This is a genomic window from Vibrio sp. STUT-A11 (assembly GCF_026000435.1).
In the GTDB taxonomy this organism is placed as follows: Bacteria; Pseudomonadota; Gammaproteobacteria; order Enterobacterales; family Vibrionaceae; genus Vibrio.
Map to the genome: position 1 here is coordinate 1,837,421 of NZ_AP026763.1, position 18,135 is coordinate 1,855,555.

An 18,135-nucleotide genomic window follows, 5' to 3' on the forward strand; every position below is an offset into this window, starting at 1 on the left:
CAAATAAAAAACGGAGCTCTCGCTCCGTTTTTTAAAACTTAACTCCATCTACTCTCTGAACTGCTCGAGATTACTAATCAAGCTATTTGCGATATCTGCAGCAGATGCGCCATCAAAATTGACCTCTAATTGCTGCCCACCTTTGTTGATAGTCAGTGTAGAGTTTCCGTTTAGCTCAGTTACGGAGAGCGTAACATCATCAACTTGGCCATTGTAATCACCCGATTCGAAATCATCCAAAAGTGTGGAGATATCAGAGCCGGACATGTCATCAAACAGATCTCTGAACTCGAGTTTATCGCCTTCAGCAGCGTTAAAGTCCGTGACCTCATCGACAGCAGTCTCCATTTGAGTCCATACAAAAACATCGCTGTCTGCTCCGCCAGTGAGAATATCAGAGCCAAGGCCACCAACAATGATATCATCGCCTGCATCTCCAGATAGCGTATCGTCTCCTGCTCCACCGAGTAATATGTCAGCATTTGCAGTACCGACGAGTACATCATCAGAATCACTACCGACACCTGTGGCATTACCCGTACTCGCCGTAATTGACACGTTAAGCGCACCGATATCGAAATCACCATTCGATGATTCAGTTCGATAAGAGATTCGCACACTATCCCCATCATCTAGGTTGTTAGACGGGACGAACACAATTTGGTTATCGACTATCAAAACCTGTCCTTGACTTGGGTCGACCACTGCGTCAGCAAGCATTAATGTCTCACCATTACCGCCACTCGTATCATTGGATAATACGTCAACAAGAACTGGAGTTCCTTCAGGCGTAGACGCGATATCATCAATTGCCTGAACAGAGTTCGGTTCGAGCTCAAACGTGACGGTTTCTGCCACTTTATCCCCATCTAAATCGGTTAACACATAATCAAAATCAAACTGTGTTTCGGTTGTGATAGAAGAGGCAAAGAACGTATATTCACCGGTGTTGAGATCAAGAACCAAAGAGTTTTTCTCATCCATGACAAATGTTACGCGATTCTCAACATTGTCGACTATCGTGGTGACACCAGTACTGTTTGAGGAGTCATCTACGGTAATCGTCGTACCATCAAATGTAACTGTGATACCAGTAGAGCCTCCATAGTTAACCGAAGCCACATAACCACCATCCGCGCCAAATAATGACGAACTAGCACCGACCGCATCGGTGCCTAGCACACCAGTGATTGGAGCGACAATCGATTGGATCAGTACCGCAGGCAAGGTACTAATATCCTCTACAACAACAGGGTCTATTTGTTTTCCTACCTCTCTGGTGGCATCGTAAGCGACGGGTTCCAAGTATTCGGTAGATGTGCCAGTACCAACGCCATACGCCAGTGCTGTTACATCATGTTTTTCGAGCTGTGATTCCCACTCTCCTTGTTCCACTGAGTTAATTTGTCCAGTACTTGGGTTAGGCGCACCATCAGATAAGAAATAGCTGACATTATTGGCGTTTTCAATCACCTCAGCATTCCCCCAGATTGCATCGTCCCCAGCCAAACGTACTGCATCATCGTAGTCAGTATTGCCGTCAGCAGTTAAACCGTTAATCAGTGCTATAGCTTGATCAATGTCCATCCATATCGAGGCCAAATCATTTGGTAACGAATTATCTGCCGATAAAATGCCGTTTTCTGTGAGTATATTGGCGTTACTATCAAAGAGCGTGATTTGCACTTTGGTTTCACCAAGTAGTTGATATTCAAGTAACAAGGCAATCGCAGCACTTTTCAGTACATCTAGCCGTGAAGTCTCGACATTATTATAAGAACCCGTGACAGAATCTCGGTTCATTGAGCCGGATACGTCTAGCACAAGCTGTACATTTGTCCCGTTGGTTTGCGTTGCGTTGACATTTTCAACCACGGCTTCTGCATAAGGTGAGTCATCTTCAATAACGATGTTGAGGCTTTCAGTTGTGGTTGTTTGACCATCACTAACGGAAATACCCAGATCGAAGCTGATGATGTCTTCCTGATCATTTTGCGGATGATCCAGTGGTTTATGCAAAGTTACGGTGTAATCCCATGTACCTTGCCCGGAGTTTGATGGTTCAGTTAACACAACGGTAGCAACAACATCCGATGCTTCTGGCCCTGTTGAACCCGTAAGCGTTTGTGTACTGTTATCCCATACCCAACTCACCACTTCTCCTCCTGAGGTAAGCGTGCTTGGGGCAGAAAGAACAACGGAGACGTCGGCCGTATCTGGATCTGCAACAGTAAATGAACCGGTAAAGCTAGCTGAATTTGTCGTATCAGTGGCTGGAACCGTATTCGGTTTATTATCAGGGTTAGCGAACGAAAGCCCTTCTTCTGAAACAACCGCATTAATAATATTAGAAATCGAAGGCGGAGTATCGTCGTCCACAATCGTTGTCGCCGCAGAATCGTCGCCTTGCACTGGCTCTATGCCTTCCACACTCACACTGAATTCTTCCGGACCTTCGTAGACCTCATCCGGCTCAGTTTGAATACGCAGCGCTAAGTCCGTCTGATTCGCATAAATGGTCACCACACCATCAGGCGGAACCACTTTCCAGCTGTTATCCTGCACGTCCAAGTATTCAAGGTTGCCTAAATCATCCGCTTCGGTGTCGACATGATTAAGTTGAAGCTTCACTTGCACATCAACGTCTGATTTGTGGCTCAGCGTCACCGTAAACTCGGCAATGTTACCTTCATCCACAAGATCATCACCTTCAATCGAGACCGTTGGACGGTCATCATCGATTAAAGTGCCATCATCCACAATCGTTGTCGCCGCAGAATCGTCGCCTTGTACTGGCTCTATGCCTTCCACACTCACACTGAATTCTTCCGGACCTTCGTAGACCTCATCCGGCTCAGTTTGGATACGCAGCGCTAAGTCCGTCTGATTCGCATAAATGGTCACCACACCATCAGGCGGAATCACTTTCCAGCTGTTATCCTGCACGTCCAAGTATTCAAGGTTGCCTAAATCATCCGCTTCGGTGTCGACATGATTAAGTTGAAGCTTCACTTGCACATCAACGTCTGATTTGTGGCTCAGCGTCACCGTAAACTCGGCAATGTTACCTTCATCCACAAGATCATCACCTTCAATCGAGACCGTTGGACGGTCATCATCGATTAAAGTGCCATCATCCACAATCGTTGTCGCCGCAGAATCGTCGCCTTGTACTGGCTCTATGCCTTCCACACTCACACTGAATTCTTCCGGACCTTCGTAGACCTCATCCGGCTCAGTTTGGATACGCAGCGCTAAGTCCGTCTGATTCGCATAAATGGTCACCACACCATCAGGCGGAACCACTTTCCAGCTGTTATCCTGCACGTCCAAGTATTCAAGGTTGCCTAAGTCATCGGCTTCGGTGTCTATGTGCTCCAGCGTAAGCTTAACTTGCACATCGTCTTCCGACTCATGGCTCAACGTTACCGTAAACTCGGCGACATTACCTTCATCCACTATACCGCCGCCCTCAATCGAAACCGTTGGGCGGTCGTCATCTGTAAGGGTGCCATCGTCCACAATCGTCGCTGTCGCAGCATCTTCACCTTGCACAGGATCTAAACCGGTCACACTGACACTGAACGCTTCTGGACCTTCGTAGACCTCATCCGGCTCAGTCTGAATACGCAGCGCTAAGTCCGTCTGATTCGCATAAATGGTCACCACACCATCAGGCGGAACCACTTTCCAGCTGTTATCAGCCACGTCTAAGTATTCAAGGTTGCCTAAGTCATCGGCTTCGGTGTCTATGTGCTCCAGCGTAAGCTTAACTTGCACATCGTCTTCCGACTCATGGCTCAACGTTACCGTAAACTCGGCGACATTACCTTCATCCACTATACCGCCGCCCTCAATCGAAACCGTTGGGCGGTCGTCATCTGTAAGGGTGCCATCGTCCACAATCGTCGCTGTCGCAGCATCTTCACCTTGCACAGGATCTAAACCGGTCACACTGACACTGAACGCTTCTGGACCTTCGTAGACCTCATCCGGCTCAGTTTGAATACGCAGCGCTAAGTCCGTCTGATTCGCATAAATGGTCACCACACCATCAGGCGGAACCACTTTCCAGCTGTTATCCTGCACGTCCAAGTATTCAAGGTTGCCTAAATCATCCGCTTCGGTGTCGACATGATTAAGTTGAAGCTTCACTTGCACATCAACGTCTGATTTGTGGCTCAGCGTCACCGTAAACTCGGCAATGTTACCTTCATCCACAAGATCATCACCTTCAATCGAGACCGTTGGACGGTCATCATCGATTAAAGTGCCATCATCCACAATCGTTGTCGCCGCAGAATCGTCGCCTTGTACTGGCTCTATGCCTTCCACACTCACACTGAATTCTTCCGGACCTTCGTAGACCTCATCCGGCTCAGTTTGGATACGCAGCGCTAAGTCCGTCTGATTCGCATAAATGGTCACCACACCATCAGGCGGAACCACTTTCCAGCTGTTATCCTGCACGTCCAAGTATTCAAGGTTGCCTAAGTCATCGGCTTCGGTGTCTACGTGCTCCAGCGTAAGCTTAACTTGCACATCGTCTTCCGACTCATGGCTCAACGTTACCGTAAACTCGGCGACATTACCTTCATCCACTATACCGCCGCCCTCAATCGAAACCGTTGGGCGGTCGTCATCTGTAAGGGTGCCATCGTCCACAATCGTCGCTGTCGCAGCATCTTCACCTTGCACAGGATCTAAACCGGTCACACTGACACTGAACGCTTCTGGACCTTCGTAGACCTCATCCGGCTCAGTCTGAATACGCAGCGCTATTTCTGTCTCTCCTGCTCCAACGGTCACCACTCCGTCATTCGGAACAACTTTCCAGCTGTTATCAGCCACGTCTAAGTATTCAAGGTTGCCTAAGTCATCGGCTTCGGTGTCTACGTGCTCCAGCGTAAGCTTAACTTGCACATCGTCTTCCGACTCATGGCTCAACGTTACCGTAAACTCGGCGACATTACCTTCATCCACTATACCGCCGCCCTCAATCGAAACCGTTGGGCGGTCGTCATCTGTAAGGGTTCCATCGTCCACGATGGTTGCTTGTCCCGTATCTTCACCCTGAACTGCGTCTAAACCAGTGACGGTAACGCTGAAATCTTCCGGTCCCTCGTACACATCATCAGGCGTGGTTTCAACGCGTACATCAAACTCAGTCATGCCCGCTGGCACGGTAACAATGCCATCCTCCGGTACACTCACCCAGCCTGAACCAGTGTTGTATTCCAAGGTGCCAAGATCATCCGCTTCAGTGTCTCCTGGATTTAACGCCAGTTGCACCTGTACGGTGTCTTTCGACGCATTGCTTAGCGTCACGGTAAAAGTGGCCGTGCTGCCTTCATCAACGTTGCCCACATCGGAAATCGACACAATTGGTCGATCATCTAAAACAGTCGCAACGCCCGAAACCGGCGTTGATTGGTTTTCGGTAGTACCGGTCAAGGTAAAGGTTTCTGGGCCTTCATAAACATCATTACTTAGAGTATCCAAGCTCACGGTGAATGACTGCTCTCCGATTGGGAGAGAAATGGTAAACGTGCCGTCGTCATTGACCTCAACTTCCTGAGTCGTTCCATCTGACAACGTAACGAGTACCGTTGAATTTACGTAGTCAGTGCCCTCTTCTCCAGCAGAACCGCCGACCGCGGAGCCATCGTCCAATGACAATTCAATGTTAGTTATTTCTTCGGTTGGCTGATCTAAAGTGACTTCAAAAGTAACCTGCTCGCCTTCGTTAACGGTAGGGCTAGATATATCTTGAGCGACCACCTTCGCTGGGGTTGGAGTATCGGTTGGTTCTGGCGTTTGAGGTTGGAAGATATCAAACAGGGTCTGAAGCTGTGTACTCGAGAATCCAGTTCCGCTTATCCCAACTGTCTCAAAGTTAGTGCTGGCTAATGTCTCAGCGCCAGTTCGGTTAATCGCCCCAGTTGTTTGAGGGCTAGAGCCATTCGCTTCACCAGCTGCGGTATCAAACTCTTCTCCTAGTTGAGTCGGGTCCTGTCCTTGTGCTATTGCTTCTATCAGGTCGGTAATATCATCCGTTACATTGATCGAGCTACCTTGCGGAGTGACTTGCTCAACAACCAGCTCAGAAGTATCTGAAATTTCTTCGATTATTAATTCACCAGGCTTTGGGGACTCTCCTTCTGCAAGGGTCCTTACATTTCCATCAAGCCCGATCACCACTATGTTGCCCACTAAAGCGCTCAAAGTTACTCGATCCATACCTACCTCGCCCCAATTCAAACTATTCCAAAAGTTTGTCACCTTTTAATTTACGACTATAGTTTAGTCAAAATCCGCATATTTTCGTTATAACTTTAATACTTATGGTGCTTTCGTGATCTATTTCGTGATCTGAGAGTCGAGGTTTTAAAAAGCGGGTAACAATGGGCCCGACTGATTCCTATCGCGTTGAAAAAATAAATCATTTTACTTGATTTTGCATAGTGGCCAGCCAAGCAACTTCAAACCTATGTGCTAAAGTTTATATAAGTGCATCCGTGGATTTTTTAAGTAAAAGCCTCGGTTTAACAGAAGGTTGATCTATTCCCAACTCAAACCCTGTTAATTGTGGCGACCCGTCTCATAACTGAGATACAACAACAAAAAGCAACACGATTTTTAGGAGAACTACCGTGAAATGGAACCGACTCACATACGCCTGTTGTTGCAGCTTAATCGTGTCTATACCCGTTTTCGGTCAAACGCTAGAGCAAGCAGTGACATTGACGTTACAAAATAACCCAGATATAAAAAGTGCATTCAACGAGTTTACGAGTAAGCGCTACATAAATGACGCATCTACGGGCGCTTATCTTCCATCCATTGACTTAGATGCTGGGATTGGTTACGAAGGCCTAGACCCGTCAGATGAGGTATCTCGAGGAGATACAGATTACACCAGAAAAGAAGCGTCAATCACCTTGACTCAATTGATATGGGACGGTAGTGCTACGCTGAATGATATTGATAGAACGGCTGCTGATGCAGAGTCGGTACGATTCCAACTATTAGCTGATGCGTCAGACAAAGCGTTAGAGGTCGCAAAAGTATATTTAGATTCCGTGAAAGCTTACGAGGTATTGAAACTCTCAGAGGATAACCTCGCGGTTCACAAAGACATCTATTCAGACATTTCAAAGCGTGTAAAATCTGGCATCGGTTCAACAGCAGATTTAACTCAGGTTGAAGCTCGTATTGCGAAAGCACACGGCAACCTTGCTGCCGCACAAAACAACCTCTACGACACCCATACGATGTTTACCCGCCTAGTTGGCCAAACACCACAAGGGCTAATTTTTCCACGAGCAGACGAAAACTTTCTCCCTTACACTGTGGGAGAGGCTATAGATACAGCGTATGAATTCCATCCTGTTATTCAAGTTGCTCTCGCGGATGTCGACTCAGCCAAGTTCCAGTACAAGCAATCAAAAGGCGTATTCTACCCAACGATTTCGATAGAAGCATCGCAAGCTTGGAGAGATGACGCTGATGGTCTTAAAGGACGAAGTGACGAAACCTTAGCCATGCTTCGACTTCGCTATAACTTGTTTAATGGTGGAAGCGATTCCGCAAACGCAGATAGTTACGCCTACCAACTCAATAAAGCCAAAGATTTACGTGAAAGCGCCTACAGAAATGTAGAAGAAGGCTTAAAGCTGTCATGGACAGCGCTGGATTTAACACTCCAACAAAAAGAGTTCTTGTCGGATCACGTAGACTCTGCGTCTGAAACCGTGATTGCTTACGAAAAGCAATACAAAATCGGTCAACGAACTCTGCTCGATGTATTAAATACACAAAACGAGCTGTTTGAAGCGCGCAAAGACTACCTAGACGCGAAATATGCTGAGCAGTTCGCAAAGTATAGAGTGATGAACGCAACTGGCCAACTTCTCAGTGCATTGAGAGTTAGCGTACCACAAGAATGGCTAGATAAAGTGGAGTACTAATTATGAAATACATAACTATTATTGCACTGTCGTTTGTCGTGGCTGCATGTAGTTCTTCTCCTGATGAAAACGGTGACGAATATGAATACATGGATACACCTATCGCTGAGCAAAGCGCCGACCACCTTGATGATGATAGCGATGGTGTGATCAACGAAAGAGATCTATGCCCTGGCACACCAGAAGGAGCCGATATAGACAACGATGGCTGTGGCATGTACGAAAGCACCTCAAAGAAAATGCAGCTTCGTGTGTTGTTCGCCAATGATTCAGATAAGATCAACCCAGTGTTTGCGCAACAAATTCTCCAACTGTCTAACTTCTTGAAAGAGTACCCTGAAACCTCTATTGAAATTCAGGGATACGCAAGCCGAACTGGTACCGCAGAGCATAACCTGGACCTTTCCAAACGACGTGCTAATAACGTGAGAAGTGAGCTACTCCGAAACGGAATTAGTCCGGGAAGAGTCACTATTGTCGGGTATGGCGATACCGTTCTGGCAACAAGTGGCACCGATGCAGTGAGCCATGCTCAAAATCGACGTGTGACAGCAACGGTGATCGGTTATAAAGGTGCGGTCAAACAAGAGTGGACTGTCTTTACTACGCTACCAAAAAATTAACCACATTCCTTCCTTATTATTGTCAGTCTTAAATCGTAAAAAGGAGCTTCGGCTCCTTTTTTAGCAAGGATGCAAAGCCGTATTATGCTTTAGGAATCGGTCCTTTAGTGTTAACCTAGCTTCGTCATAACAATGAGAGTTTTGAAATGAGCAAACTTACATCAGATATCCAAGAAAACCTTGACCTTTTCGTGTCCGAAACTAAAGAAAACCAGCTAGTTTGGGGGTTGCGTAACGAAGAAGGTTGGCTATCCTGCGATTCGACTGAATTCGAAAATAGTGAAGTTATGCCTTTTTGGTCATCGAAAGAAGATGCAGAGACACATAACGTTGAAGAGTGGGCTGACTTTGAGGTCCTGGAAATTCCTTTGGATATTTTTGTAGAAGATTGGCTTCTTACTCTTGCTGAAGATGGTGTTCTTGTTGGCACTAACTGGAACGCACAGTTAGAAGGTAAAGAAATGGAGCCACAAGATCTAGCCAAACTTTATGTAGACTAATTGATGAGACCTCAGCTCACAAAGCTGGGGTCTTTTAGTTTCCTACTTTTACAACTTTTACTCCGAATATCGACGAAGCGCATAGTTTTTGTCACTCTTTTCGCCTTTACATACTTCACTGATTCATACAACTTATTAGATAATGAGTATTCTATCCATACAAAAATAATATCGATAACACCATAATATGCGCACGCTGTATCTCCTGCTCTGCCTCTTGCTTTTTTGTAGTCCGGCCTATAGTCACCCTCACTACAGCCAACAAAATCAGAACGTTACTCAATGGCATTCGGTTTACCAGGCCACATTAAAAACCAACGCGAATTCTGCCCTCACACTACTTCAAAGCCGTTATCACTCCGCAAAATATGACAGTGAGAAGCTATATGTGAGTGGATTGATTTATGAGTACATGGATAACATTCAACAACCCTACTATGGAAATAGTCAGAGTCTCAACAATGAGTTTGCCAGCCTTGAGTCAGAGTACATCCTCGCTTTAAATGAGAGAAAACAAGGCAGTTATGATGCGTCTGTAAAGAGCTTTATTTCGCTAAGAAATAAGATGAAACAGAGCACTAACATCGAGGGAGAAGCCCTGATGAACTACCAACTCTGTTACACTTTGAATCAGCAAGGCCGTTACCATAAGGCACACTTTTTCTGTTCCTCTTTGGAGAGTCATCTTGATAATGAACATCAGGAGAGTTTTCCAAAAGACCTCTCACTACGCATCATCGCCAATAACTACAACTTTCGTGGCGATTATGAAAAGTCAATAAGTGTATATCGCCGCCTGCTCGCGAATATGCCCTATCAGAGCGACCCGTCTGGAGTCTATAACGACGTAGGTAATTTGTTGGCAGAGCTCGGACAATTTGAACAATCAGAGCAGTACCTGGTACAAGCGCTGCTAGCGCGTCAGCAAGATGGGACTCCAGTACAAGTCGCACAGGTCGAGCACAGCCTGGCGGCCATGTATGCCAAATCTAAACAATTTGATAAAGCGATTACACACTATAAGAACTCACTCATTATTCTTGAGCAGGTTGAGTATCCATATGGACAAGGGTTAGTTTATCTGGGTCTTTCGGCCGCGGAAGTTGAATCAGACAATGTGGAAGAGGCGCTAAAGTACATTAATCAAGCCTTAGGACTTGGTGAACGGTACGAAAACAACCACCTTCAAACCGAAGCACACTTAGCTGCAGGTTTTACCTACCTGAAAAGTTTGGAGGCAGAAACTGCAATTGAACACGCTAACTCAGCGCTAAGATTATCGACCGACAACTCGCACCCATTGCTACAAGCAAAGGCGCAACTGCTGCTTTCTAAGGCCTATCAGCTGCTACAAAACTATCAAACGGCACTGACTCATTACGAAGTATATTCGACACTAGAATTAGCCAACCGAGATTCAAAAAACATCAAAGCGATGGAAGCGCTCAATCTCTCCAAAAATGAGTATGAGTACGACCTTAAACTCGATCGATTAAACACTGAACGCAATCTAAAACAAAGTGAATTTGAGAAACTTACAGAACAAAAAATTATCTATAACATTATTGTTTTCTGTTTGGTGCTTTTACTGGTTCTGACACTTATATTACAGCGACAGGCTCGGAAAAAAGCGCGTTTGGATGGTTTAACCCGCTCCTTGAATCGTACAATCAGTATTGAAACGATTATGAAGCAGACAACGAAAACAAATGGAGAATTACAGTACGTCCTCGCGCTGATTGATTTAGATAACTTTAAGTCAATAAACGATATTTACGGACATCCGACAGGAGACTTAGTACTCAAGCAGGTTTGTCAGAAACTCAACGCTAAGTTAAACAAAGATGAATTCATTGGGCGATTAAGTGGTGAAGAGTTTGTTCTACTGCTCAAGAATGTTGATGAAATAGATGTCCCATTCCGAGTTCAGAGCCTACACAAAACGATTTCAGAGCTACGAATCAAAACAGAAAAAAACGAAGAAGTCGGTGTGACAGCAAGCTTGGCTTATCTCGCAACATCAAATCCGTTAACTCATTTTGATGAACTTTACTCGATTTTAGACCAAGCGCTATCTTGGGCAAAAAAAAGTGGCAGCAATGTATTTGTCGATGCTTACGACGTACCTGCTAATCTGAGTAAGGGGTAATGCCAGTAACACTGGAGTTACCCCTTAAGTATCAAGCTTCTGTATTTTGTTTTTCAACCAGCGATTGCATAACCGCATTTTTTTTATTCAGGTAGTCCTCTAAACCTGCTTTACGCAAATCACACGAAGGACAATCACCACAGCCATCGCCAATGATGCCGTTGTAACAAGTAAGTGTATTTTCACGAACCAGTTGCAGCGCATCATACTGGTCAGCCAGCGCCCAAGTTTCCGCTTTGTTCAGCCACATCAATGGCGTTTTAATGGTCAACTCACGATCCATACCTTTTACCAAAGCGGCATTCATTGCTTTAACAAAATCATCACGACAGTCAGGGTAACCACTAAAGTCGGTTTCACACACGCCAGTGATAACCGTCTCTGCGCCAATCTGATAGGCATAAATGCCCGCTAGTGTTAAAAACAGAATGTTGCGCCCAGGAACGAACGAGTTCGGCAGACCATTTTCTTGCAGTTCATGTGAGACTGGAATGTCATCACGAGTCAGAGAGCTGATAGCCAGTTCGTTTAATAAGCTCACATCCATCACTTTATGCGCTGCAACACCCAAGTCTTTCGCTACCTGCTGAGCTACCTCGATCTCGAGTTTGTGACGCTGACCATAGTCAAAAGTGATCGCATGTACTTCATCAAATTCTTTCAGTGCCTGAACAAGACAGGTAGTCGAATCCTGCCCTCCACTAAAAACAACGACGGCTTTTTTCATGTTACTCTCCGAGCTTAAGCAATACTTAGGTATTTATGAGTTTGAATCGACAAACGCCAATTGCGAGCAACACAGGTATCAATACACAATTGCGTCGCGCGAGGCTTCTGGCTGATCGGCTGTAGAGCAATGATCGTCTGCGGCGTAATTTCAGCAGACGCTAAAAGCTCATCAAGATGGTCGATATCTTTCTGAGTCCCTACCGGATGCTTGATTTCATTCGCTCTTTCCAATGCACTTTTCAACACGGGTAATTTGCCTTTCATTGCCACTTTTGGTGACACGGTCACCCAAGTTTTGTCTGTCGTCACGACTTCTGACGTACCGCTGGTTTCAATTTGGCACTGACACCCCATATCTTCAAACGCTTGTGCCAACGGACGCAAATCGTAAATACACGGCTCACCACCAGTAATAACGATATGCTTTGCATTGAAATCTTGCTTTTTATATTGCTCTACGATGTCTTCTGCCGTTGCTACACACCATGTTGGAGAATCTTCCGTCTTCACCAGAATATCACCAATCGAACGTTGGTCCTCTTCTGCCGCATCCCAGGTCTGTTTCGTGTCACACCATGAACACCCAACCGGACATTCTTGAAGACGAACAAAAACAGCAGGAACGCCAGTAAAGACCCCTTCTCCTTGGATGGTTTCAAACATCTCATTTAGCTTATACAACGTAGAACTCACTCACTCATAATACTTCGAGGCGAAGACCTTAATGGAGAGCTGTGCCTAGGTCAATTCAAACCAAAAATTAATTGTTAAAATAGACCATTTTGTAGTTTCATAGGCAGGACACGTTTTTAGTGGTTGTTAATAAAAAGTTGTTAATAAAATCACGCCGCAACTTTGAATTTTTAAGGTAAGTAATATGTATAAACTGATCGCCCTGGACATGGACGGTACGTTGTTAAACAGCGAAAAAGCAATTTCAGATGAGAACAAACAAGCGATCGCCAAAGCTCGAGAAGCAGGCGTAACCGTTGTTCTGGCCTCTGGTCGTCCAATCGATGGCATGCAAGATAAGTTAGATGAACTGGACATTCGTTCAGACAAAGATTTCGTTCTCTACTATAACGGCTCAATGGTCAAAAACATTGGTACCAATGAAATCATCCACCAGCAAATCATTGATGGTAAAGCGGCGAAGTTGGTCGCTCGAAAAGCAAAAGAACTCGGAGCCTACGTACACGCATTTAGTCAGGTTCACGGCCTGATCACTAACGAAAACAATCCTTACACCGATATTGAAGCAAACATTAACGGCCTTAATGTCACCGAGATGTGCTTTGAATCCCTGGAAGATGACCACCCTATTATCAAAGCCATGATGGTTGCAGAGCCAAGCAAACTTACTGAAGTTATCGCTGCACTACCGTCTGAATTGCGAGAGACCTTTACTGTCGTGCAAAGTGCTGCATTCTTCCTAGAATTTCTAAACCCATTGAGCAATAAAGGCATTGGCATCGCTGCGATTGCTGAGCACTTGTCTATTAAACCAGAAGAAGTGATTTGTATGGGTGACGCAGAAAACGACCATCATATGTTGGAATTCGCGGGCTTAGGCATCGCGATGGAAAACGCCATGGAAGAAACCAAAAAGATCGCCGACTACATTACGGCAAGTAACGATGACCATGGTGTCGCCAGAGCGATCGAAAAGTTTGTTCTGAACGCTTAATTATCTCAATAAGCAAAGCACCAACCAAAGGCTTAAGCAATAAACGGTACCCGACTAAGAGTAGTACAAGTCACTTAACCGCTCTTAGAGGGTCATTCCAGCGAGCCTCAGCGAGACTAGGAATCTAGTATCAGCGCGCTGAGAATATAGAGAAATACCTCCGAGAACAAAGTGCTCTGATGGAAGATCCTGAATCACGCTCCTTCGTCGCTTTTCAGGATGACGGTAGACTGGAATATTCTGCTTACTGTTAAGTAAACGGCAACCTACTAAGGGTGCCGTTTTAACCTTGTAATGCCCATAGTAGTTGATAACGCAGACCTACTCTGATTTCTGAGGCCATTGAATACATAGCGGCCGGCTTTTCCTCTGAAAACACAAGCGATGGCGCTGTATTTCTATTCTCTTTCTGAAATAAACTTACTCGCCTCTTTTTGACTATTACCCCTTTTAAATGAGCAAAATCCTACATACTTACAGCCATTTAGTTCATGTTTGAGTTCTGAAGCCTTCTCTATACTGTCTTAAATAATTTATCACGAGGCTATGTGAATGACGGACTACGAAAAAATGGTGGCTGGGGAGCCGTACTTAATTAACGACCCTGAACTAGTAGAAATACGCTATCAAACCAGAGATAAAACGGATCACTTCAACCAACTCAGCTCGCGCCAGACAGAAGAAAAAACACAGGTTATCAAAAGTATCTTTAAGCACGTGGGAGAAAACGTGCATATAGAGAAAGGCGTAAGAATTGACTACGGTATCAATACAAGTCTTGGAAACAACGTTTTTATTAACTATAACTTTGTGCTGTTAGATTGCAGTCCAACGACGATTGGTGACAACGTTTTTATTGCGCCCAACGTGCAACTTTATACCGCCATTCACCCGCTAGACCCTCGTGAACGCAAAGAACACATTGGACAAGCACGGCCAATTACCATAGAGGATGACGTTTGGATTGGTGGTGGTTGTATTATTCTGCCTGGGGTGACAATAGGAAAAGGCAGTACAATCGGTGCAGGTAGCGTGGTAAACAAATCTATCCCAGCAAACAGTGTGGCGGTAGGCAATCCATGCAAAGTAGTTCGCTCACTCGAATTTGTAGGGTAAGCGTATAACTAGGATAACCATGATTTAGGGGAGCCTCGGTTCGCCATGCGAGGCTTGCTTTATCTATAAATCCGTTTAGTGTACACCATGGTATTACGGAGTTGACCTAATGTTTGTTATGCTCGTAGCCATTTATACATAACTAAACTGTCCACATACCCCAAACGACCATGTCTGTAGGCTTTAGGTATCGTACCTATTATACTGAAGCCAAGTTTTTGCCACAGCTCAACCGCGACTTCATTCGTCGAAACAACGCTATTGAATTGCATCGCTTCAAAACCAAATTCTTCTGCCATCTGTTGCGAATGCTCGCACATTTTCCGAGCGATACCTTTTCCTCTTGCCTCACTTGCAACCATATAACCACAATTACAAATGTGATTGCTTGGCCCCATTGCATTAGGCTTCAGGTAATAGGTCCCTAACACTACTTCGTTTTCCACATAAACGTACGATTTCAACGGAACTTCACACCAGATATGGTACGCCTCTTCCTGCGTCATTTCTGGGTCAAACGCATAGGTTTCCTGAGCGCGAATAACGGCTGAAAAGGTTGGCCAAAATAACTCAAAATCAACCTTGGTTGTTTCCCTGAACATTCAATTTCCTCTCGAACATAATACTTAGCGAAGACGTACGCGACGCAATATCAAACCTTTATATACCTTTCGGTAGAGTGAACAACCGGCTAGCAATAAACACGGAGTATACCAAGACATTGAGGTTACACTATATTTAAATGCCAGGCATTGGTAGTCTGTCTTAAACGCTTGCCATGATGCATTACTCGTAGTTTCGCTTACACCAGTTTTCCCAGTTGTTTTCACCCAATCTCTTTCTAACCTTGTTAATTCTAAATATGGTGATAAGTCCCATTAAAATACCAAACAAGGCGAAGCCAATAAGATAGACCCTCCAATGTTCAGGCTGTTTATGCCAAGAGAATGTCCACATGAACGCTCCCCATAGTGGCCCCAAAAGTAAGCTATACATTAAAAATACTTTTACAAGCGACTGGAATACTAGTGGCTTTTTCGAGAGATCTCTGTATTTTGACCAAGCAAATATTGTTGGTTTAGTTAAGTCCACGGGAACACCTTTTTCAATCAAGTGCAACCGGATGAATTCTGCCTTTTCCATACCCCCCCACTAACTATATGCCATTGGAATTTTAAGGCCATCACGCAATTCGCCTGAAAGGATAATCTAGATGTTACGACAGACTTCAAAATTTGATTATTTCATCGCTGCATAAAGGGGGGAGCAACGCAGGGATAAAAATATGGGCTTTCGTGAACCACCGGACTCAATATCAGCAATTCTCTTCATGGTGCTCTGTAGTCTTCATCCAGACATATCAACTCGTATAAGGTGAACTCGTCCACGACAGGACAGAATCGCTGGCTTGCTTTTGGGGATCTTGGCAATACGAGAGCATTTCTTTATACGATACTGGCTTGCTGTACAGATAGCCTTGGTAAAAATCAATGTCGTTTTGTGCTATAGAATTTAGTTGATCTTGTGATTCAATACCCTCTGCGATCACTTTGGTACCGATCGTATGAGCCATCTTAGTCACCGCAGAGACTATGCTTTGTTCTTTTTCATGCAGACTAATGTTATCAATGTATGATTTGTCGATTTTTATATAATCTATTTTTAGATTTCTAAGCACGGAAATAGAAGAGAAACCAGTTCCAAAGTCATCGACTGATATCATTACACCAATCTCTTTTGCACTTAAAATGCTTTGAGTTAGCTTCTCGATATTAGTGATCATTGCGGTTTCTGTGATTTCCAGATGAACATTGTTTGGATTTACAGAATATTGAGAAATGAACAGTTTTAAACTATCCAAGAAGGTTTCATCTTCGAACTGAATAACCGAAACATTGATTGATATTGAAATGTACGGGTGCATCTTGTTGACCACAGATAATGCTTCAATGGACATTTTTAACACTAACCGTCCAAGATCTATTATCAATCCATACTCTTCAGCCACCTTTATAAATTCGTCTGGCGAGACTCGTTTCCCTTTTAAATCCCACCTAACTAATGCTTCAAAAGAGTGTATTTTATCATCTCTTACGCTTGCTATTGGCTGATATTGCATATAAAAACTATCATCGTGAATCGCTTTTTTTATAGCTTCACATAGATACTCTTTTCGTTCATAACTTTCTTGTATATTCTTGCCAAAACAACTAACACGTAGGTTATTTCTTTTCCCATGGCTAACAGCTAAATACGCATTTCTGATCGCAGTATTGATTGGGACACTATCATCACAAATATAATAGCCAATATGATAGTCAGGTTTAACACGAATACTTCCCGACTGAAAATACACGGTTATCTGTTTCTTTAGATCACTAATAAATTGTTCTAACTCTACTTTTGATAAAACGTAAGTGTGGATAATAAATTCATCACTTCCATACCGGGCAGAAATTGAACCGTGAAGTTTATCATTATTTAATAATATCTTCCCAACTTCAGAAATAATAAAGTCACCATACTCATGACCATAGTTATCGTTAATAAGATGTAGATTTTCTATATCAACATGTATAAAGCTATTGAGTAGTGCAGGATTGTTTTTATGAATGCGTTTTATAGCAATCGCTGGGGCGAAATTATTTCGGTTATATAACCCGGAAAGCATATCACGACGTTCTAATGTAAGTATTCTGCTTGTCCTAGAGTCAACCTCACTTTCAAGGCTCGATACTAAACTTTCAATTTTAGTTTGATTATCGATTGATGAGTAAACAAAGTTGGCACTTCTTATGGCTGTTAAACATAATGCAATTCCATAAACTATCCCCATTACCCCAAAGTTTCTTAGCGTAACATCATCTCCGGTGAGTAATATCAAACTGTATGGAAAGATAGTAAGAGAGACATACACCAGCGCGGAACGCCGATCAACAGAGAGTAATGTGACGCTACCACCCGACATCCCACAAAAAATAACTAATGTGAACATGACTTCTTCTAACGTCATTGTTTGATGAAATATATACGGGTAAGCAGCCCATATAATTGCTGAAATAGTGACCCCAATAAAATGAAAGTCTAATTTATATTTGTTGTCATTAGAAATGCCATAATGAACCCAGCAGCGTATACCAGTAATTACATAGACCAGTAACAACCAATAAATTTTTCCATTAGTTACATGAGGCCCATATACATTAGTCATTACTAAAATTGATGCAATGCAAACATTGATCGCCAGTAAGGTGACAATATTAGATGAAAAGACTAATAAGTGACTGTGTTTGTTCATACAAAATACTAAGCAATTAATTGCACTGTTTTATGTAAATTAGCGTGTCTGAGCGAATAAGTC

At 44.0% G+C, this 18,135-nt stretch carries 12 protein-coding genes; 6 read left to right on the forward strand and 6 right to left on the reverse strand.

What is annotated here, in order from left to right; all coding sequences use genetic code 11:
- Nucleotides 1-48: 48 nt before the first annotated feature.
- On the reverse strand, nt 49-6,240 hold the full coding sequence (locus tag OO774_RS08725; protein ID WP_264901610.1) for a Calx-beta domain-containing protein: 6,192 nt from the start codon (nt 6,238-6,240) through the stop codon (nt 49-51).
- A 413-nt stretch (nt 6,241-6,653) separates the two neighbouring features.
- Here OO774_RS08725 and OO774_RS08730 point away from each other — a divergent pair, with 413 nt between their 5' ends.
- From OO774_RS08730 to OO774_RS08745, 4 genes are all read left to right on the forward strand, one after another.
- Entirely contained in the window at nt 6,654-7,970 is a 1,317-nt protein-coding gene (locus OO774_RS08730; protein WP_264901611.1) for a TolC family outer membrane protein, read from the forward strand.
- A gap of 2 nt (nt 7,971-7,972) precedes the next feature.
- The gene (locus OO774_RS08735; protein WP_264901613.1) at nt 7,973-8,593 is read left to right on the forward strand and encodes an OmpA family protein; all 621 of its coding nucleotides are present in this window, start codon (nt 7,973-7,975) and stop codon (nt 8,591-8,593) included.
- Nucleotides 8,594-8,739: 146 nt separating this feature from the next.
- Nucleotides 8,740-9,093, forward strand: a complete 354-nt coding sequence (locus OO774_RS08740; RefSeq protein WP_264901615.1) for a DUF2750 domain-containing protein — start codon at nt 8,740-8,742, stop codon at nt 9,091-9,093.
- Nucleotides 9,094-9,280: 187 nt separating this feature from the next.
- Nucleotides 9,281-11,242: a tetratricopeptide repeat-containing diguanylate cyclase gene (locus OO774_RS08745; RefSeq protein WP_264901617.1), complete on the forward strand. Its 1,962-nt coding sequence runs from the start codon at nt 9,281-9,283 to the stop codon at nt 11,240-11,242.
- 31 nt (nt 11,243-11,273) lie between these two features.
- Here the strand turns inward: OO774_RS08745 and queC are convergent, their stop codons facing one another.
- Nucleotides 11,274-11,969, reverse strand: coding sequence for a 7-cyano-7-deazaguanine synthase QueC (gene queC / locus OO774_RS08750; protein WP_264901619.1), 696 nt, complete (start codon nt 11,967-11,969; stop codon nt 11,274-11,276).
- 14 nt (nt 11,970-11,983) lie between these two features.
- The gene (queE, locus tag OO774_RS08755) at nt 11,984-12,634 is read right to left on the reverse strand and encodes a 7-carboxy-7-deazaguanine synthase QueE (protein ID WP_264901621.1); all 651 of its coding nucleotides are present in this window, start codon (nt 12,632-12,634) and stop codon (nt 11,984-11,986) included.
- A gap of 214 nt (nt 12,635-12,848) precedes the next feature.
- Between queE and OO774_RS08760 the strand changes: the two genes are divergently transcribed.
- A complete protein-coding gene (locus OO774_RS08760; protein ID WP_264901623.1) occupies nt 12,849-13,658 on the forward strand; it encodes a Cof-type HAD-IIB family hydrolase in 810 nt (269 codons plus the stop codon).
- 552 nt (nt 13,659-14,210) lie between these two features.
- Complete coding sequence (locus tag OO774_RS08765) at nt 14,211-14,774, forward strand: sugar O-acetyltransferase (RefSeq protein WP_264901625.1); 564 nt, start codon at nt 14,211-14,213, stop codon at nt 14,772-14,774.
- Between the two features lie 116 nt (nt 14,775-14,890).
- Here the strand turns inward: OO774_RS08765 and OO774_RS08770 are convergent, their stop codons facing one another.
- From OO774_RS08770 to OO774_RS08780, 3 genes are all read right to left on the reverse strand, one after another.
- A complete protein-coding gene (locus OO774_RS08770) occupies nt 14,891-15,376 on the reverse strand; it encodes a GNAT family N-acetyltransferase (protein ID WP_264901626.1) in 486 nt (161 codons plus the stop codon).
- 184 nt (nt 15,377-15,560) lie between these two features.
- Entirely contained in the window at nt 15,561-15,917 is a 357-nt protein-coding gene (locus OO774_RS08775; RefSeq protein ID WP_264901628.1) for a DUF6404 family protein, read from the reverse strand.
- A 217-nt stretch (nt 15,918-16,134) separates the two neighbouring features.
- A complete protein-coding gene (locus OO774_RS08780; protein WP_264901630.1) occupies nt 16,135-18,072 on the reverse strand; it encodes a bifunctional diguanylate cyclase/phosphodiesterase in 1,938 nt (645 codons plus the stop codon).
- Nucleotides 18,073-18,135 lie beyond the last annotated feature (63 nt).